Below are 17,493 nucleotides of genomic sequence, written 5' to 3'. Positions count from 1 at the left end.
CGGAACACCCGTTCGCGCGGCCGCCGCGGGAGGAGTTGTCCACAGGCCGTACCGGCCGGGGACGCGTTCCGGGAGGACACGCGCGCGCCCCGGCTGAACGCGCTCCCGCTGCTCGTCCCGGCCGGATGAAGAAGCCCTCATCCCGGTTTCACGATCCGCTCAGCCGCCCCCGGGAACGTGGGGACCATGCAACGCGCGCACGAGGCCGGGGCGCTCGGCACCGCAGGGCCCGCGACCGGTGACCCCGAGACCGGACACCCCGGCGACGGGGCGGTCGAGTACGCCACTCCCCTGCGGGCGGCGCGGGGCGCACCGGAACCCGGCACCGACACCGGCTGGGGCGTCGGCGTGACGCTCGGGGCGCTGGCCGTGCTCGGCGCCGCCGCGCTGCTCGTCGGGCCGGCACCGCCGGCACCCTCCGGGGGCGGGCTCGACCCGACCGCCCTCGGCACGATCGCCGTGTTCGCCGCCGCGATCTGCGGCTGGGTCAGCCGCCACACCGACGACACGTTCGTGGCCCTGGCCGCGGCCGCGGCGGTGGTCGTGCTCGGCGCGCTCGACGCGGAGGACCTCTTCGAAACCCTCGGTTCCGAGCAGATCTGGCTGCTCGTGGCCGCGTTCGTGCTCGCCGCGGGCATCAACCGCACCGGCCTGCCCGCGCGGGTCGCGATCGGCCTGGCCGCCCGGGCGCACCGGCCCCGCGGACTGGTGCACCTGCTCACCGCGGGACTGGTCGTCACCGCGCTGCTCGTGCCCAGCACGAGCGGCCGCGCCGCCCTCGCGGTGCCGATCCACCGGGCACTGGCCGGGGCCTTCCCCCGCAGACCGCAGCTGGTCCGCGGGCTGGCGCTGCTGATGCCCACCGCGGTGCTGCTCTCCGCGGTCGCCACCCTCGTCGGCGCGGGCGCCCACCTCATCACCAGCCAGATCCTGGACAGCACCGTCGACGGTGGCATCGGCTTCGCCGCGTGGCTGGCCTGGGGCCTGCCGCTGGCCGTGGTGAGCTCCCACCTCGCCGCCGAGATCGTGCTGCTGCTCAGCGCGGACCGCGCCGAGCGGCGCACCCCGCTGCGCGTGGACGCGGCGGTGCTGCGCGCCGAGCTCGGGGTGCCCGCGCGGATCACCCGCTCCGAGCAGCGGGCCCTCGGCCTGCTGCTCGCCGTCGTCCTGCTGTGGTGCACCGAAGCGGTGCACGGCCTTCCGCCGGCCCTCGTGGCCCTGGCCGGCGCCCTGCTGGTCACCCTGCCGCGGACCGGCACCGTGCCGTGGAACACCGCCATCGCCGAGATCCCCTGGTCGCTGCTGCTGTTCATGGCCGCCACCACCGCGCTCGGCACCGCCCTGCTCGAGTCCGGCACGGCGGAGCGGGCCGCGGCGCTGCACGAGGGCCTCCCCGGCGGGGCGCTGCTGGTGAGCGTGGTCGTGCTCAGCGCCGCGGCCCACCTGGTGCTGCAGTCCCGCTCGGCGCGCTCCTCGGTGCTGATCCCGCTGGTCATCCCGGCCGCGATCGGCGCGGGGCTCAACCCCGTGTCCGTCGCCTTCGCCTCCACCGCAGCGGCGGGCTTCTGCCACACGCTGCCCGCCTCGGCCAAACCCGTGGCGATCTTCGCCCGGCTCGACTCCGCCCCCACCTTCGCCACGCGCGACCTGCTGCGGCTGTCCGCCGCGCTCGGCCCGGTGCTGGTGGGGCTCGTCCTCGTCTTCGCCGTGTTCATCTGGCCGGCGCTCGGACTCCCGCTGCGCTGACCCGTCCCGTCCACCCCCGACCGATGGAGCGATCCATGCGCGTGCTCATCGCCCCCAGCGGCTTCAAGGAGTGCCTCGAGGCCGAGGACGTCGCCGAGGCGATCCACCGCGGCGTCCGACGCACCGAACCGACCGCCGCCGTCGACGTGCACCCCGTCGTCGACGGCGGCGAGGGATCGGCCCGGCAGCTCGCGCGGACCACCGGCGGCGAGCTCGTGCCGGTGGCGGTCACCGGCCCCACCGGCGGGCCCGTCGCGGCGCACATCGCCCTGCTCGGCCCCGCGGGACCGCTCGGGGCCGCGGGGACCGCGTACGTGGAGCTCGCCGCCGCGGCCGGGCTCTCGCTCGTGCCCCGGCACCTCCGCGATCCCGGCGCGACCACGAGCCGCGGCGTGGGCGAGCTGATCCGCGCGGCGCTGGACAGCGGCGCCCGCCGCGTCCTGCTCGGCTGCGGCGACTCCGGGGTGTGCGACGGGGGCGCGGGAGCGCTGCGCGCCCTCGGCGCCCGCGTGCACGACGCCGGCGGCGCCGAGCTGCCGCCGGGCGGGGCGGCGCTGGCCCGGGTGGCCGGCATCGACCTCAGCGGGCTCGACCCGCGGCTGGCGGAGGCGGAGATCGAGCTCGCGGTCAACCCGAACAACGTGCTCTGCGGGCAGCGCGGCGTGGCCCGCGTTTTCGGGCCGCAGAAGGGAGCGGGTCCGCAGCTCGTCGAGCAGCTCGACGCGGCCATGCGCGCCTGGGCCCGGGCGCTGGCCGCGCGCGGGGCCGGTGATCTCGCCGCGGTCGCCGGCGGTGGCGCCTCCGGCGGCCTCGGCGCCGGTCTCGCCGGTGCGCTCGGCGCCCGCCTGCGCTCGCGGTTCGACGTGTTCCTCCCGGAGTCCACACTGGACGCGCGGGTGGCCGCCGCGGACCTGGTGATCACCGCGGAGGGCTCGGTCGACGCCTCCACCGCGGGCAAGGTCCCCGCCGAGGTCGCCCGCCGCGCGAAGCGGCTCGGCACACCGGTGATCGCCCTGTGCGGCACGATCGGTCCGGACGCGGAGGCCGACCTCCACGCCGGAATCGACGCCGTGGCCAGCATCCTCACCGGACCCGTCGACCTCGGCGCAGCCATCGAGCGGGCGCCGGACCTGCTCGCCGGCGCCGCGGCCCGCAGCCTGCGGATGGTCATGGTCGGACGGCAGCTGCCCGCAGCATGAGGCGCGCGCCGGCCGCTGCGCGCTCAGCGGCCGGCGGCGTAGCCCTGCGCACCGCGCGGGTTCGCCGCCGCGCGCAGCACCCCCGTGTCGGGCTCGCGGGAGACCGCCGAGAGCCGCCCCAGCGCCCACGACCCCGCGTCGACGACCTCGTGGCCGCGCTCGCGCAGCGCGGCGAACCGCTCCGCGCCGAGCCGGGACTCGGCCACGACCCGGCCCGGTTGCCAGGACCGCGGGAAGAACGACCCGGGGAAGGCGGTGGTGTGCCAGGCGGGCGCGTCGATCGCCTCCTGCAGGTTGAGCCCGCCGTGCACGTGCGCCAGCCAGAAGCACAGCTGCCACTGGTCCTGCTGGTCCCCGCCCGGCGTGCCGAACGACAGCACCGCGTCGTCACCGCGCAGCGCCATCGACGGGCTCAGCGTCAGGCGCGGCCGCCTGCCCGGGGCCAGCGAGTTCGGCAGGCCCTCGTCCAACCAGAACATCTGGGCCCGGCTGCCCAGGCAGAACCCGAGCTCGGGGATCCACGGGGAGGACTGCAGCCACCCGCCGGACGGCGTCGCCGAGACCATGTTCCCCCACCGGTCGACGACGTCGAGGTGCACCGTGTCGCCGCGGGTCGCGCCCGTGGCGGCCACCGTCGGCTCACCGAGGCCGACACCGCTCGTGTCGATCGCCGCACCGCGGCCGCGCTCCTCGGCGATGTGCCGCGGCAACCGGACCGCGCGCCCGCCCGGGTTCCCGGGCCGCAGCTCGAACGAGGCCCGCTCGCCCAGCAGCGCGCGCCGCTGCCCGGCGTACTCGCGGGAGACCAGGTCCGCGGCCGCGGCCGGGTCGGCCGAGTCGCCGTAGAAGGCCTCGCGGTCGGCGAAGGCCAGCTTCGCGGCCTCCAGCGCCAGGTGCACCGCGTCCGCGTCCGGCACGCCGTCGACGTAGCGCAGGCGCTCGCCGGACCCCTCCAGCAGGCGCAGCTGCTGCGCCAGCACCGGGCCCTGCGTCCAGATCCCGAACTTCGCCAGCGTCCACCCGCCGTCCAGGTCGGTCAGCAGCGGGTCCTCGTAGCTCGCCCGGAAGGAGGCGAGGTCGTGGGCGGTGATGACCCCGGCGTGCTCGCGCCCCGAGTTGTCCCGGTGCGGAGTGCGCGCGAACTTCTCGACCGCCTCCGCGACGAAGCCCTCCGCCCAGGCCCGCCGGGCCGCGTCGATGCGGTTCTCCCGGCTGCCGCCCGCGCCGTCGGCCGCGGCGAGCAACCGCTCCCACGTGTCCGCCAGCACGGGGTTGCGCAGCATCGCCCCCGGCCGCGGGGCCTCGCCCCGGACGAGCCACTGCTGCGCCGAGCTCGGCCAGTGCTCGGTGAACAGCGCGCGCACCGCCTCGATCGTGGTGCTGATGCGCTCGACCGCGGGGAACCCGCCGCGGGCGTAGCCGATGGCGTGGCGCAGCACCTCCCGCAGGGACTTCGTGCCGTGGTCGCGCAGCAGCACCAACCACCCGTCCCACGCGCCCGGCACCGTCGCGGCCAGCAGCCCGGTCCCGGGGACGAGGTCGAGGCCGAGCTCGTCGCGGTAGTGCTCGATCGTCGCCCCCGCCGGCGCCGGTCCCTGCCCGCACAGCGCGCGGGTGCGGCCCTCGCGCGCGCTGTGCAGCAGCGCGGGCAGCTCACCACCGGGGCCGTTCAGGTGCGGCTCGACGACCTGGAGCACGAAACCGGCGGCCGCGGCCGCGTCGAAGGCGTTGCCGCCGTCCTCGAGCACGGCCATCCCGGAGGCGGAGGCGAGCCAGTGGGTGCTGGCGACCATGCCGTGCGTGCCGACCAGTTCGGGGCGCGTGGTGAACATGGGCTCACCGTACGTCGAGATCACACGGCATCACACGGCCGGGCGATACCCGCGCGCGGACCGGCGCACCCGCCGGGAGCCGGGGCGCGCCCGCGCATCTCCCGTGCGCCGCACCGCCGCCGCGCGGAGGATGGCCGCAGCAAGGGCCGCGCGGCGGGCCGGAACGCGCCGGCGCAGGCAGGACCGAGCGGAAGGGAACCGGTTCATGAGAGCCGTGCAGTACACCGAAGTCGGAACGAAACCCCGCGTCACCGAGATCCCCGCACCCGAACCCGGCCCCGGTCAGGTGCTGCTGCGCGTCACCGCAGCGGGCATGTGCCACTCCGACCTGGCCGTGATGAACTGGCCCGCCGAGCAGTTCCCGTACGAGCTGCCGCTGACGCTGGGCCACGAGGGCGCCGGCACCGTCGCCGCCGTCGGAGACGGGATCACCACCGTCGCCGAGGGCGAGGAGTACGCCGTGTACGGCTCGTGGGGGTGCGGCCGGTGCCACTCGTGCTCGCTCGGCCGGGAGAACTACTGCACCCGCGCCGAGGAGCTCGGCATCCACCCGCCCGGCCTCGGCGCGCCCGGCGCGATGGCCGAGTACCTGCTCGTCGACGATCCGCGGCACCTCGTCCCGCTGGACGGCCTCGACCCGGCGCAGGCCGCACCGCTCACCGACGCCGGGCTGACGCCGTACCACGCGGTGCAGCGCTCGCTGCCGAAGCTCGGCGGCGGCAGCACCGCCGTCGTCATCGGCGCCGGCGGTCTCGGCCACCTGGCCGTCCAGATCCTGCGCGCCTGCACACCCGCCCGGGTGGTGGCCCTGGACGTGGCCGACGAGAAGCTCGAACTGGCCCGGGAAGTCGGCGCGCACGAAGCCGTGCGCGCCGACGACGGCGCGATCAGCAGGGTCGCCGGGCTCACCGGCGGCCGCGGTGCCGAAGTGGTGCTGGACTTCGTCGGCGCGGAACCGACGGTGCGCCTGGATCCGCGCCTCGTCGCCGTGGAGGGCGACATCACCATCGTCGGCATCGGCGGCGCCTCGGTGCAGGTCGGGTTCGGGCTGCTGCCGTTCGAGGCCTCCGTGACCGCCCCGTACTGGGGCACGCGGGCGGAGCTGATCGAACTGCTCGCGCTGGCGCGCAGCGGCGACGTGCGCGCCCACGTGGAGACCTTCGCCCTGGACCGCGGCCCCGAGATCTACGAGCGGTTCGAGCGCGGCGAGATCCGCGGCCGCGCGGTGCTGCTGCCGGACGGCGGCTGAGGAGCGGGCCCACCGCTCGCCGGGACCGCGCTGTTCACGGGCACGCGCGGTTCACAGGTCCGCGGCGGCGGGGACGTCGTAGACCCCTTCCGAGGTCATCCACTCCCGGACGGTCCACGTCGCCCGCACGTCGTCCTCGTTGTAGGTGAGCAGGCGCGTCCGCTGCTCCGGCGCGGCGGGCGTGCCGCCGAGCCCGACGGCCGCGCGGTACCAGCGCATCGAGTTCGCCCCGCCGGCCTCCGCGTCGCGCCAGGAGAAACCGGCGCACGGGGCCACCACCTTGAGCCCCTTGCCGTTCGGGCACAGGAACTGGTCGCGCACCACGGCGAACAGGTCCACCCACTCGTGGGACCTGATGAACCTGCGCACGTCCTCCACCGGGGGCACGCCGGGCTTGCCGGCGAACCGCTGCGCCGAGGAGAGCAACCACCGGTTCTCCGCGAGCTCGTTGTAGCAGTACGCGCGGAAGCTCAGGCCGCGCTCGGAGGCGAGCTGCCGCACCCGGCGCAGCCAGGTCCAGAACTCGGCGAACGAACGGGCCTCGTCGTCCGACGGCAGCGGGTCCCACGTGGCGAAACCGTGGTAGCCGCGGCGAATCCCGACGTCCACACCGGACAACCAGCAGCCCCACAAGTAGGCGCCGGAGTCGGCGTAGCTCTCCATGTCCACATCGACTTCCACGTCCGCACGCGGCACCTGGACGGTGCGGTTCCGCCGCACCATCGGGAAATCGTTCAGCCACGCCTTCGCCAGCAGCACCACGTCCGCGCTCTTGCCGTTCGCCAGCGGCAGCTCGGAAGCGCGGCTGACGGGAAGCGCCGCGAGGTCGTCCACTGTGGAAACACCGTGCTCGCGCAGGGCCGCCGCGTCCTCACCGCGCACCACGAGGCTGACGTCGCGGGCGGCGTGCAGCTGCTGCGCGCACACCGGCCACCACGGGCACGTCTTGCACTCGTTGATCCGCGACGGCTGCGCCAGCGGCTCCGCCCCCGCCGCGGCCGCGGCGGCCACGGCCACCCGGTCGGCGAACCGCCGGTCGTACTCGGTCAGCGCCGTCCGCCCGTCCGGCCACGTCGGCGCACCGAGGTCGTGCCAGAGCACGGCATCGGCCTCCACCCCGATGACGCCGCCGGCCGGGCCGTGCAGCGGCGGGACGGAGGTCGCGGCACCCATGCCGCACGCCTGCAGCAGCCGCATCGCGTGCGCCAACCGCAGCTGGTCCCGCGCGTTCGACCGCGGCTTGCGGGTCTCGTCCACCCACGCCGCACCGGGCACCGGCTTGTCCACAGCGGAAACGCGCGCGCCCCGGCCCGGGTTCGTCGTCTTGTGCCGCACCACCAGCACCGGCACGTAACCGTCGCCGAAGCGGACCAGCAGATCGATCCCGCCGGTCGCACCGCGCTGCCCGTCGGTCGGCAGCTGGGCGTCCGAGATGTAGGCGGCACCCGCGCGCATCGCCGCGGCCGTGGCCTCCTCCCGCGCGGCGCCGCCCCCGCCCCGCGGGATCACGACGAGATCGGAGCCGAACAGGTGGCCGAGCCGCTCCGCGACGAGCGAGCGGTGCTCGGCCGCATCGGCGATGCGCTGTTCCGCGCCCGGGTCCTGCGGCGCGGTCACCGCACCGCGCATCCCCGGGTCGTGGTCCAGGTGCACCCGGCGACGGCAGCGCGAGACCTCAGCGGCCTCGAGCAGCACCTGTTCGTTCACAATCCGCAGCGTAAGCCCCACCTCCAGGGGGTGCGGAGTGCACCCCGGGCGCACAGTGCGTGATTTCACCCCTTCACGAGTGGTGTGACCCGGGTGGCGGCGTGGTCCGGTGGCAGAACCTCGGGCGGATTCCCGCTCCGGGTGCTCGACATCGAGCAGCCGCGCTGATCGGGCAGTTCGCATCCGACTGTCCCGTTTCGGCGCGGCAGCGCCGAGGAAGTCTCGCCGCAGATCCACTCACCTCACATGCCCCCCGACACGCGAGGAGGGGTCGGCGCTGAGTCGTGCGTGACCGCCCGCCGACGTACAGTGATCGCCGAGGGGTGGCGAGCGCACGGCACCACCGGCCGCGAGCGAACGATCAGGGAGGTCGGCTGCGATGACACGAGTGGGGCGGCGGACGCCGGGCGGCGGCAAGCACAGCACCGCCGTGGAGTCCGCGAAGGAGCAGCGCAAAGCGGCCGCTGAGCACCGCAAAGCAGCCAAGGTCGAGCAGCGGGCGCGGCAGGCGGAGCAGAAGGCCCGCGAGAAGGGCGAGCACGGCCGGATGACACCCGGCAACGCGAAGAAGCTCATCGGCGTGGCCAAGGTCGTCGGCCCGGTCCTCGCGCCCTACCTCGCCGCTGCCGCCGGGACCGCCCGCGAACGCTACGACCGCATGCGGGCCCGCCACCTCGGCGTGGCCGTCGAGGACGTCGGCCACTACACCGGCCACGGCGCCGCGCTGCACGCGCGCATCGCCGGGGACCACCGCGCGCTGACCGACCTGCGGCAGCAGGCCGCGCGTTCGGGCGCGGAGGAGAAGGCCGCCACCGAGCAGTTCGCCGAGCGCACGGACGCGCGGCTGGAGCAGCTCACCGGAGCCGTCCGCGCTGCCGAGCGGCTGCCCGCCGCCCGCCGGCGCTCGGCCCACCGGGCCGTGGCCGAGGACCTCGCCCGCATCGAGGACGAACTGCTCGGCAAGTTCGGCGTCTGAGCCGCGGATTCGGCTGGCGCGGTGGCCCGGTGCTCAGGGGATGCGCACGAGCCCCTTCGCGGCGAGCCACTCGCGCGCCACGTCCGCCGGGTCCCGGCCGTCGACGTCGACCCGGGCGTTCAGGCGCATCAGCTCGTCGTTGCTCAGCAGCTCCGAGATCCTGCCGAACAACCCGGACAGCTGCGGGTAGCGCTCGAACGTGGGCACCCGCATGGTCATCGCCAGGTTGTACCGCGGGAAGAACGACCGGTCGTCGACGAGCACGCGCAGGTCCATCGCCCGGATCCGGCCGTCGGTGGTGAACACCTCGCCGAACGTGCACGTCCCGTTGGCCGTGGCCTGGTAGATGCTGCCGGTGTAGAGCGTGCGGACCCGCTGCGGATCGGCCCGGAACCCGTAGGCCCGCTGCACCCCGGGGAAACCGTCGTTGCGGCTGGCGAACTCGGTCTCCACGCAGAACGTGGCCTCCTCCGGCCGCTCGCGCACGATCCGCGGCAGGTCGGAGAGCTCGTGCACGTCGAGGCGGCGCTGCGCCTCGGCGCTGACGGCGAAGCCGTAGGTGTTGTCCACGGCGAAGGCGGGCGAGGTCCACGCGATGTCGTTGCGCAGGCGGTCCTGCCGGCGCACCGCCCGGTACTGCTCCTGCGGGTCCGCGATCGGCTCGGTGTTGCCGTTGTAGTTCACCCAGGCGACGCCGGTGTACTCCCACATGAGGTCGATCTGGCCGCCGACCAGCGCGTTGCGCGCGCTGGACGAGCCGGTGATGTTGCTCAGGTCCCGCACGCGCGCCCCCGCGGCGCTGAGCGCGAACTCGGCCAGGTAGGCGAGCACGACCTGCTCGGTGTAGTCCTTCGACCCGACGGTGAACGTGACGCCCTCCAGCTCCGGCACCGGGCGGATCCGCCCCGGCCGCACCGGCAGCGGCAGCGCCGATCCGGAGCTCAGGCCGCACCCGGCCAGCGCCGCGCCCGCGGCGGCGGCCCCGGCCAGCCGGAGCAGACCCCTGCGCGGCACGCCCGCCGTCATCGCAGCCCCCTCGGCGACAGGTAGGTCTCGGCCAGCGCCCCGAGCCAGTCCACCAGCAGCGCCAGCGCCATGGACAGCACGGCGCCGACGCCGAGCACCGTCCAGTTGCTCAGCTTGTAGCCGGTGTCGATGAGCTCGCCGAGGCCGCCGGCGCCGACGAACAGCGCCAGCGTCGCCGTGCCCACGGCCAGCACGAGAGCGGTGCGCAGCCCGGCGAGGATGAACGGCACGGACAGCGGCAGCTCGATGCGCAGCAGCACCCCGGTCGCGGACATGCCGATGCCGCGCCCCGCGTCGACCAGCTCGGGATCCACCTGGCGCAGCCCCACGATCGTGTTGCGCAGCACCGGCAGCAGCGAGTACAGCGCGATCGGCAGCACCGCCACCCAGAACCCGGTGGAACCGCCGGTGAGCAGGAAGAACAGCACGATCAGCCCGACGGCGGGCGCGGCCTGGCCGACGTTGGCCACGCCGATGACCAGCGGCGCCAACCTGCGCGCCCGCGGGCGGCTGAGCAGCACGCCCAGCGGCACGGCCACGAGCACCACGATCAGCGCCACGGCCGCGCTCATCAGCAGGTGCTGCCAGGTCAGGCTCAGCAGCGTGGGGGCGTTGAGGCTGCGCGCGGTGACCTCGTCCACGCCCCGGCCGAAGGCCCACCCGAGCACCGCGGTGACGAGCACGACCGCGGTGACCGGCTGGACGAGCAGCCGCCACCGGTTCGACCGGGCGCCCGCCGGCGCGCCGCTCACCGCGCCCCCTCGGAGCTGCCGGCCCCGCCGGCGGCACCGCCCTCGGCGGGGTTGCCGGGGCCGTGCTCCTCCTGCAGCGATTTGATCGTGGCCATCACCGTGTCGATGTCCACCACCCCGACGTACTCGCCGCGGGACCCGGTCACCACCGCCACCCCGTCGTCGTCGGTGAGGATCGCCTCCAGGGCGTCCTGCAGCGTGGAGGCGGGCGAGACGCTGTCCTCCACGGCGCGCCCCGCCGCCGACAGCGTCCGCACCGAGGCCGCCTCGCGCGCGGTGGCCCAGCGCACCGGGCGGTCGCGGCGGTCGAGCACCAGCCCGATCGCGCCGCGCCGACCGCCGAGGCGCTCGCGCAGCGCCGCCGGGTCCTCGTCGAGCTTCGCGGTCGGCACCGCGCCGAGGCTGATCTCGCGCACGCGGCGCAGCGTCAGCTGCTTCAGCGCGGCCCCGGCGCCGACGAACCCGGCCACCGTGTCGTCCGCCGGACTGGCCAGGATCGCCTCGGGCGCGTCGTACTGCAGCACGCGCGAGCGCTCGCCGAGCACGGCGATGCGGTCGCCGATCTTGACGGCCTCGTCGAAGTCGTGCGTGACGAACACGATCGTCTTGCCCAGGTCGGCCTGCAGCCGCATGAGCTCGTCCTGCAGCACGCCGCGCGTGATCGGGTCGACCGCGCCGAACGGTTCGTCCATGAGCAGCACCGGCGGGTTCGCGGCGAGCGCGCGGGCCACCCCGACCCGCTGCTGCTGCCCGCCGGAGAGCTGCCGCGGGTACCGGCCGCGGTACTCGGCCGGGTCCAGCCCGACCAGGTCGAGCATCTCGTCGACGCGCTCGGGGATGCGGGCGCGCTCCCAACCGACCAGCCGCGGCACCATGCCGACGTTGTCGCCGACGGTCAGGTGCGGGAACAGGCCGCTGTGCTGGATGGCGTAACCGATCTCGCGGCGCAGCCGGTCCGGGTCGAGCCCCAGGACGTCCTGGCCGCCGATGGTGATGCGCCCGGACGTGGGCTCGATCAGCCGGTTGATCATCCGCATCGTGGTGGTCTTGCCGCTGCCGGAGGGCCCGACCAGCACGACCGTCTCGCCCGCCGGGATCGTCATCGTCACCGACTCGACGGCCGGCTCCTTCTGCCCGGGGTAGTGCTTCGACACCGACTCGAGGCGGATCTCCACCCCGTGGCCGCTCACCGGCTCGCCGCCGGCCTGCTCGCGTCCCTCAGCCACGCAGCCCCCTCGGTGTCGTCGCCCTGCCGACGAGCACGAGCAGCGCGTCGAGCACGAGCGCCAGCACGATCACGCCGATCGTGCCGGTCAGCGCCATGTTCAACGCGTTCGCCCCGCCCAGCCGGGTGAATCCGCTGAAGATCAGGTTGCCCAGGCCCGGGCCCTTCGCGTAGGCGGCGATGGCGGCGATGCCCATGAGCATCTGCGCGCTCACGCGCATGCCCGCGAGGACGGCCGGCCAGGCCAGGCGCAGCTCCACGCGCAGGAGCACATCGGCCCGGCTCATGCCGATGCCGCGGGCCGCGTCCACGACGGGGCGGTCCACGGCGGCCAGGCCGACGATCGTGTTGCGCACGATCGGGAGCAGCGCGTAGAGGACGAGGGTCACCACCGACGGGGCGACCCCCAGGCCCAGCGCGGGGATCAGCAGTCCGAACAGGGCGAAGGACGGGATCGTCAGAACCGCGCTGGACAGTGCAGTAGCGATCGCCGCCCCGGCGGGGCTGCGGTAGACCGCAACCCCGACCAGGACGCCGAAGAGCGTGGCCAGCGCGACGCACTGCACCACCATGCTCGCGTGCTGGTAACCGTCGACCAGCACCTGCTGCCACCTGGATGCGAGGTAATCCAGGAAATTCACTCAGCGACCGCTCCCCGCGGAGGGGTCGCTGCCGGAGGAGTCGCTGCCGGAGTCCTCCGAGCTCTGGTCGTCGTCGCCGTTCTCGACCGGCGTGGTCACCAGCTCGAAGTCGCCGTCGTGCTCCTCCGTGCCGGCGATGACCGCCCGCTCGAGCACCTCGGCACCCTTCTCGCTGCGCAGCATCATCGGGTCGCTGCGCAGGTCCTTGACCAGGGAGGCGCACAGGAAGATCAACACGATCACGAACGGCGAGGCCGCGATGATCGTCGTGTTGTTCAGCCCGTCGAGGGCGTCCTCACCACCGATGAGCAGCATGGCCACGGCCACACCACCCATGACCAGACCCCACATCACGACCACGAACTTGTTCGGCTTCGTGCTGCCGCGCTGCGACATCGAGCCGACCACGACCGAGGCGGAGTCCGCGCTGGTGATGAAGAAGTTGATGATCAGCAGCATGGCCAGCACGCTGGCGATCAGGCCGAACGGCAGCTGGTCGAACATCTGGAACAGCTGCGCCTCGGCGCTGCCGGCACCGGCCAGGTCCGCGCCCGTCCGCTGCTGGTACAGCGCGGTACCGCCCATGATCGCGAACCAGACCAGGCTGATCACGCTGGGCACGAGGATGACGCCGCCGACGAACTGGCGGATCGTGCGGCCGCGGCTGATCCGCGCGATGAACATGCCGACGAACGGCGACCAGGAGATCCACCAGGCCCAGTAGAAGATGGTCCAGGAGGACAGCCAGCTGGACATGTCCTCACCGCCGGTCACACCGGTGCGGGAGACCATCTCGCCGAAGTTCTGCAGGTAGGAGCCGGCCCCCGTGGGCAGCAGGTCCAGCACGAACACGGTCGGGCCGACGATGAAGACGAACAGCGCCAGCAGGAACGCCAGCACCATGTTGCTGTTGGACAGCAGCTGGATGCCCCTGGCCACGCCCGACACGGCCGAGGCGATGAAGATCGCGATCAGCACCGCGATGATCCCCACCAGGACCGTCTGCGTGACGTTGCCGACCCAGCCCACGTGCTCCAGGCCGGCAGCGATCTGCGTGGCACCGATGCCCAGCGAGGCCGCGGTGCCGAAGATCGTGGCGAACACCGCCAGCGAATCGATGAGCTTGCCGATCGGGGTGTCGTTCGCGCGGCTGCCGAAGAACGGCACGAACGCGGAGCTCAGCAGCTGCGGCCGCCCGCGCCGGTAGCTGGCGTAGGCGATCGCCAGGCCGACGACCGCGTAGATCGACCACGGGTGCAGCGTCCAGTGGAACAGCGACGTGGACATCCCCGTCATCAGCGCGGCGTCCGTACCGCCCTGCACCGATCCCGGCGGAGGGGAGGTGAAGTGCGTGAGCGGCTCCGAGGCCCCGTAGAACATCAGGCCGATGCCCATGCCCGCCGCGAACATCATCGCGATCCACGAGCTGGTGCGGAACTCCGGGCCCTCGTCGTCCGCACCCAGCGGGATCCGCCCGTAGCGGCTGAACGCCAGCCACAGGGCGAAGACCACGAAACCGGTGCCCGCGAGGACGAACAGCCAGCCGCCGTCGGTGACGAGCACCTCGATCGCGGAGCTCGCGAACGAGGTCAGCGACTCGGTGCCGAGGACGCCCCAGGCGATGTAGGCCACCGCGGCGACGCCGGCGATGGTGAACACCACCCAGTCCATGCGTCCAGGCCGGTCAGCGGCGCTCTGGACCGTTTCCTGCTCTTCGGTTCTGCGCTTCTCGGTTATTTCTGTTTCAGTCGACACAGATGCTGGCGTCGGATCGCGACGCCCCTCCTTTCCGACGTCAGTGGCGAACACCCGTCCACGGCCGCCCGGCAGTGCCGGCCACCGAAGCAGGTCCGGGTGGCGCACCGCCTAGACAGTGGCCCAAACGGGTGAAGATGGCAAGAGCACCTGCGCTCAGCGTGTTGGAACCGACACTTAGACTCGCCACCGTGTCCGTTCAGCTCGCTCCTGCGCAAGGCCTCCTTCGCTGGCTGCGCGGTGTTGGGCTGGCCACCACCTCGGCTGCACTCTCCGTGGCCGCGCACGCGGCCGCCGGAGGCGCGCTACCCGACCCCGGGGTCACAGCCGTTATCACCGCCCTCCTCGCAAGTGCCGGTGTAGCGCTCGCCGATCGCCAACGCGGACCGCTCGGGATTCTAAGCGCTCTCGCCGCGAATCAAGTGGCGTTTCACGTATTTTTTCAACTCTCCGGCGCGCACGCGGCCCACCCGGTGCATCCGGTCACACCGTTCGCACCGGTGCAAATGGCGTTCGGCCACATCGCCTCCGCAATCTTGACCGGATTGTTACTGAGCAGCGCCGAGCGCGCGCTGTTCGGGGTCGCGCGCTTTCTGCGCCGCGTCCTTCCGCGAGTTCCCCACCGTACCCCGCCGCCCGCGCGGGAAACGTGCGTCGCGTGCATTCCCGCACGTTCCCGGCGGCTCATCGCGCAGTTGACCGCCCAACGAATTCACGCGCCCCGCGGCCCGCCGGCGCCCGCTCGGTAACGCATTTCACGCGACGGCGAGCGGAATCACCGGCGCTCGATTGTTGCGCTTTCGTCATTCGCGGCGCGAATCCAGCGCGATTCGCGCCGAAACCCGGACCGCGGAGAACGATCGCAAAGTTGTCAACAAAAAGACTTATCACCCGATCAGGTGTACTTCTCGGGACGTGCGGGCTCACCGGCCTGCTCGGCGCGCCGCTGGCCGCGGCGCACGTCACGGTCGAACCGGACACCGCCGCGCGGGGGGACAGCGCCGACGTCACCTTCACCGTGCCCAACGAGCGACCCGACGCCGGCACCGTGCGCGTCCGCGTGCGGTTCCCGCAGGAGGCCCCCATCAGCTCGGTGCGCACCAAACCGGTGCCCGGCTGGGACGCGCACGTCGAGAAGCGGCACCTCGACCGCCCGGTCGAGGTCGCCGGCAGCGAGGTCACCGAAGTCGTCCGCAGCATCACCTGGACCGCGCAGGGGGGCACGCGGATCGGCCCCGACCAGTACGGCGAGTTCGAGGTCAGCATCGGCGCGCTCCCGACGAGCACCGACCGGGTCGTGCTGCCCACCGCGCAGACCTACGACAGCGGGGAGGTCGTCAACTGGGACGCGCAGCCCGCGGGCGAAGGCCGGCCCGAACCGGAGCACCCCGCCCCCAGCGTGCAGCTGACCAGCGGCGGCGGAGGTGGTGAGCAGGAGCGCGGCACGGCCCGGGCCACCGGATCCGGCGAGTCCGCGGGACAGCCGGCCACCGACACCACCGCCCGCTGGGTCGGCGGTGCCGGGCTCGCCGTCGGCGCGCTCGGTCTCGGCATCGCCCTCGGCACCCTGCTGCGCATCCGAGGAGGCAAGCGGTGACCCCGAGCGCGCGATCCACCCGGACGGCACGAGTCCCGCACCGCCCGGCCCGCCTGCTGGTCGTGGCACTGGTCACGCTCCTGGCCGGGCTCGGCGGCGCGGGAACCGCCTCCGCGCACAACACCCTCGTCGACAGCGACCCCGCGGACGGTGCGCAGCTGCGCAGCGGACCCGGCGACGTGCGGCTCGTCTACGACCAACCCGTGCGCGAGGGGTACAACACCGTCAGCGTCACCGGCCCGCACGGCGGGCACTGGACCGGCGGCGAGGCGCGCGTGCGGGGCAACGAGGTGACCGTCCCCGTGCGGGAGCTCGGGCCAGCCGGGGAGTACACCGTCGGCTACCGGGTGCTGTCCAACGACGGGCACCCGGTGACCGGCGAGATCACCTTCCGGCTCGCCCGGGAGCAGGGCGGCAGCCCGGCACCACCACCGGAGAGCTCCGCGGACGGCGCCGAGGCCGGCGGCGGCGCGCCCGCGTGGCCGTGGATCGCCGGTGCCGCCGTGCTCGTGGCGATCGGGGCGGGGCTGGCGCTGCGCCTCGGGCGCCCCGGCAGATGACGAGGACCTGACCCGGGCTCCCTCAGCGGATCGGCTGGCGCAGCGGAGCGGGCCTCGGGCAGCCACCGGAAGGGCCCGCTCCCGCCTCGAACTGGCGGGCGAATTCGGCCGCGCCGAAGACCGGACGATCCACCTGGGATTTTCCCGCTGAGCGGAAGAACGCTCCGGCTGTCGCCGAGCGGTGCCCCAGCGGCGGTGAATCGCAGCCGGCATCACCCGGGCGGTCAACTCCGGCGCGCGGTCAGCACGAGCGGTACGGCGCCCACGCGGTGTCCAAGTCCCCCGCGCGCATCGTGCGCAACCGGTGCCGCAGCTGCTCGGCGATCCGCGGATTGCTGCGCAGCACCGGCAGCGCGCTCGCCGTGATCTTCAGCTCGCGCAGCGCGCGCAGCAGCGGGAACTCCGGCCGACCCGTGACATCGGTGCCGTAGGTGGCCGCGAAGCGCCGGTACCGCTCCGGCGGGTGCCCCATGCGCAGGTGCCCCACCGCCAGCGGTGTCATGTCCCACTCGGGCGGGCCCGCGCACATCGAGTCGAGATCGCACAGCACCGGTCCCCGCGGGCCGAGGATGACGTTGCCCAGGTGCGCGTCCCCGTGCACCGCCGCGCGGGTGAGCCGCGCCCGCTGCGCCGAGAGCCGGTTGCGCAGCGATTCGCACCGGTGCAGCAGGAACGCGCGGTCCTCGGCCGAGAGCTCCTCGGCATCGGCGACCTTGCGCCGCACGTCGGCGATCGGGTCCCACTCGGGCAGCTCCGGCGCGGGCGCGACGGTGTGCAGCTCCCGCAGCAGGGAACCGAGGTGCTCCGCGCTCGGCTCCCCCGCGTCGGGGACCGCCCGCCACAGCGTCGCGACGTAACCGCCCGCCACCACGGGCTGCGGCACGTCCGGCAGCAGGCGCACGGCGGGGACGTCGTTCTCGGCGAGCCAACGCGCCGCCACCACGACCGCGCGCGCCCGGTGCGACAACGAAGGCGCCAGCACGATGCGAACGACGACATCGTGCCGGCGCAACCGGAAGACCGCGTTGTTGACGAACCGGAGCAGCCGCGCACCGCGGGGGTCCAGCCCCGCCTGCGCGCACACCTGCGCCAGAGCGATCGACAGCCGCGCGCGCGAGCGGCGGTTCCGCGTCACCGGCCGCGCCGGTGACGCGGAACCGCCGCCCCCAGCGGAGACGGACCTCCCGTCGGACCCGAGGCGGGTCTTGGAAATCATGTGCTCCAAACC

15 protein-coding genes are annotated in these 17,493 nt (G+C 74.1%); 7 read left to right on the top strand and 8 right to left on the bottom strand.

The window, feature by feature from the left end; all coding sequences use genetic code 11:
• The first annotated feature begins 186 nt into the window (after window positions 1-186).
• Both ACVGV0_RS00240 and ACVGV0_RS00235 read left to right on the top strand, forming a co-directional pair.
• Window positions 187-1,746 carry an SLC13 family permease gene (locus ACVGV0_RS00240; RefSeq protein ID WP_459157823.1) on the top strand — a complete coding sequence of 520 codons (1,560 nt, stop codon included), beginning with the start codon at window positions 187-189 and terminating at the stop codon, window positions 1,744-1,746.
• A gap of 35 nt (window positions 1,747-1,781) precedes the next feature.
• Window positions 1,782-2,945 carry a glycerate kinase family protein gene (locus ACVGV0_RS00235; protein ID WP_459157822.1) on the top strand — a complete coding sequence of 388 codons (1,164 nt, stop codon included), beginning with the start codon at window positions 1,782-1,784 and terminating at the stop codon, window positions 2,943-2,945.
• A gap of 23 nt (window positions 2,946-2,968) precedes the next feature.
• On the opposite strand, the gene ACVGV0_RS00230 is transcribed toward ACVGV0_RS00235, so the two are convergent.
• Window positions 2,969-4,777, bottom strand: a complete 1,809-nt coding sequence (locus tag ACVGV0_RS00230) for a gamma-glutamyltransferase family protein (RefSeq protein WP_459157821.1) — start codon at window positions 4,775-4,777, stop codon at window positions 2,969-2,971.
• 205 nt (window positions 4,778-4,982) lie between these two features.
• On the opposite strand from ACVGV0_RS00230, the gene ACVGV0_RS00225 reads away from it, so the two are divergent.
• Window positions 4,983-6,026, top strand: coding sequence for an NAD(P)-dependent alcohol dehydrogenase (locus ACVGV0_RS00225; RefSeq protein ID WP_459157820.1), 1,044 nt, complete (start codon window positions 4,983-4,985; stop codon window positions 6,024-6,026).
• A gap of 51 nt (window positions 6,027-6,077) precedes the next feature.
• On the opposite strand, the gene ACVGV0_RS00220 is transcribed toward ACVGV0_RS00225, so the two are convergent.
• Window positions 6,078-7,733 (bottom strand): TM0106 family RecB-like putative nuclease, encoded by a 1,656-nt coding sequence (locus ACVGV0_RS00220; RefSeq protein WP_459157819.1) that lies wholly within the window; start codon window positions 7,731-7,733, stop codon window positions 6,078-6,080.
• Between the two features lie 379 nt (window positions 7,734-8,112).
• On the opposite strand from ACVGV0_RS00220, the gene ACVGV0_RS00215 reads away from it, so the two are divergent.
• Complete coding sequence (locus ACVGV0_RS00215; protein WP_459157818.1) at window positions 8,113-8,709, top strand: DUF6474 family protein; 597 nt, start codon at window positions 8,113-8,115, stop codon at window positions 8,707-8,709.
• Between the two features lie 33 nt (window positions 8,710-8,742).
• On the opposite strand, the gene ACVGV0_RS00210 is transcribed toward ACVGV0_RS00215, so the two are convergent.
• From ACVGV0_RS00210 to ACVGV0_RS00190, 5 genes are read right to left on the bottom strand one after another with little or no spacing between them, the layout of a single operon-like run.
• Window positions 8,743-9,735, bottom strand: a complete 993-nt coding sequence (locus ACVGV0_RS00210; RefSeq protein WP_459157817.1) for a glycine betaine ABC transporter substrate-binding protein — start codon at window positions 9,733-9,735, stop codon at window positions 8,743-8,745.
• The gene (locus tag ACVGV0_RS00205) at window positions 9,732-10,487 is read right to left on the bottom strand and encodes an ABC transporter permease (RefSeq protein WP_459157816.1); all 756 of its coding nucleotides are present in this window, start codon (window positions 10,485-10,487) and stop codon (window positions 9,732-9,734) included. Before ACVGV0_RS00205 ends, ACVGV0_RS00210 begins: the two co-directional genes overlap by 4 nt.
• Complete coding sequence (locus ACVGV0_RS00200) at window positions 10,484-11,713, bottom strand: ABC transporter ATP-binding protein (RefSeq protein ID WP_459157815.1); 1,230 nt, start codon at window positions 11,711-11,713, stop codon at window positions 10,484-10,486. The genes ACVGV0_RS00205 and ACVGV0_RS00200 overlap by 4 nt, the downstream gene beginning before the upstream one ends.
• The gene (locus ACVGV0_RS00195) at window positions 11,706-12,353 is read right to left on the bottom strand and encodes an ABC transporter permease (protein ID WP_459157814.1); all 648 of its coding nucleotides are present in this window, start codon (window positions 12,351-12,353) and stop codon (window positions 11,706-11,708) included. Before ACVGV0_RS00195 ends, ACVGV0_RS00200 begins: the two co-directional genes overlap by 8 nt.
• The gene (locus tag ACVGV0_RS00190; protein WP_459157813.1) at window positions 12,354-14,024 is read right to left on the bottom strand and encodes a BCCT family transporter; all 1,671 of its coding nucleotides are present in this window, start codon (window positions 14,022-14,024) and stop codon (window positions 12,354-12,356) included.
• A gap of 275 nt (window positions 14,025-14,299) precedes the next feature.
• Between ACVGV0_RS00190 and ACVGV0_RS00185 the strand changes: the two genes are divergently transcribed.
• The 3 genes from ACVGV0_RS00185 (at window position 14,300) to ACVGV0_RS00175 (ending at window position 16,265) form a co-directional block, all read left to right on the top strand.
• Window positions 14,300-14,857: a hypothetical protein gene (locus ACVGV0_RS00185; protein WP_459157812.1), complete on the top strand. Its 558-nt coding sequence runs from the start codon at window positions 14,300-14,302 to the stop codon at window positions 14,855-14,857.
• Window positions 14,858-14,976: 119 nt separating this feature from the next.
• Window positions 14,977-15,705: a YcnI family copper-binding membrane protein gene (locus tag ACVGV0_RS00180; RefSeq protein ID WP_459157811.1), complete on the top strand. Its 729-nt coding sequence runs from the start codon at window positions 14,977-14,979 to the stop codon at window positions 15,703-15,705.
• The gene (locus ACVGV0_RS00175; protein WP_459157810.1) at window positions 15,702-16,265 is read left to right on the top strand and encodes a copper resistance CopC family protein; all 564 of its coding nucleotides are present in this window, start codon (window positions 15,702-15,704) and stop codon (window positions 16,263-16,265) included. The genes ACVGV0_RS00180 and ACVGV0_RS00175 overlap by 4 nt, the downstream gene beginning before the upstream one ends.
• Before the next feature lie 241 nt (window positions 16,266-16,506).
• On the opposite strand, the gene ACVGV0_RS00170 is transcribed toward ACVGV0_RS00175, so the two are convergent.
• On the bottom strand, window positions 16,507-17,481 hold the full coding sequence (locus ACVGV0_RS00170; RefSeq protein WP_459157809.1) for a phosphotransferase enzyme family protein: 975 nt from the start codon (window positions 17,479-17,481) through the stop codon (window positions 16,507-16,509).
• Between the last annotated feature and the right edge of the window lie 12 nt (window positions 17,482-17,493).

Source organism: Salinifilum ghardaiensis (assembly GCF_054491345.1).
This window is presented reverse-complemented; position numbering and strand designations above follow the sequence as displayed.

Bases quoted from the DNA above. Each gene is read 5' to 3' on its own strand.
- ACVGV0_RS00240 (WP_459157823.1), top strand. From the start codon at position 187: ATGCAACGCGCGCACGAGGCCGGGGCGCTCGGCACCGCAGGGCCCGCG.
- ACVGV0_RS00235 (WP_459157822.1), top strand. From the start codon at position 1,782: ATGCGCGTGCTCATCGCCCCCAGCGGCTTCAAGGAGTGCCTCGAGGCC.
- ACVGV0_RS00230 (WP_459157821.1), bottom strand. From the start codon at position 4,777: ATGTTCACCACGCGCCCCGAACTGGTCGGCACGCACGGCATGGTCGCC.
- ACVGV0_RS00225 (WP_459157820.1), top strand. From the start codon at position 4,983: ATGAGAGCCGTGCAGTACACCGAAGTCGGAACGAAACCCCGCGTCACC.
- ACVGV0_RS00215 (WP_459157818.1), top strand. From the start codon at position 8,113: ATGACACGAGTGGGGCGGCGGACGCCGGGCGGCGGCAAGCACAGCACC.
- ACVGV0_RS00210 (WP_459157817.1), bottom strand. From the start codon at position 9,735: ATGACGGCGGGCGTGCCGCGCAGGGGTCTGCTCCGGCTGGCCGGGGCC.
- ACVGV0_RS00190 (WP_459157813.1), bottom strand. From the start codon at position 14,024: ATGGACTGGGTGGTGTTCACCATCGCCGGCGTCGCCGCGGTGGCCTAC.
- ACVGV0_RS00170 (WP_459157809.1), bottom strand. From the start codon at position 17,481: ATGATTTCCAAGACCCGCCTCGGGTCCGACGGGAGGTCCGTCTCCGCT.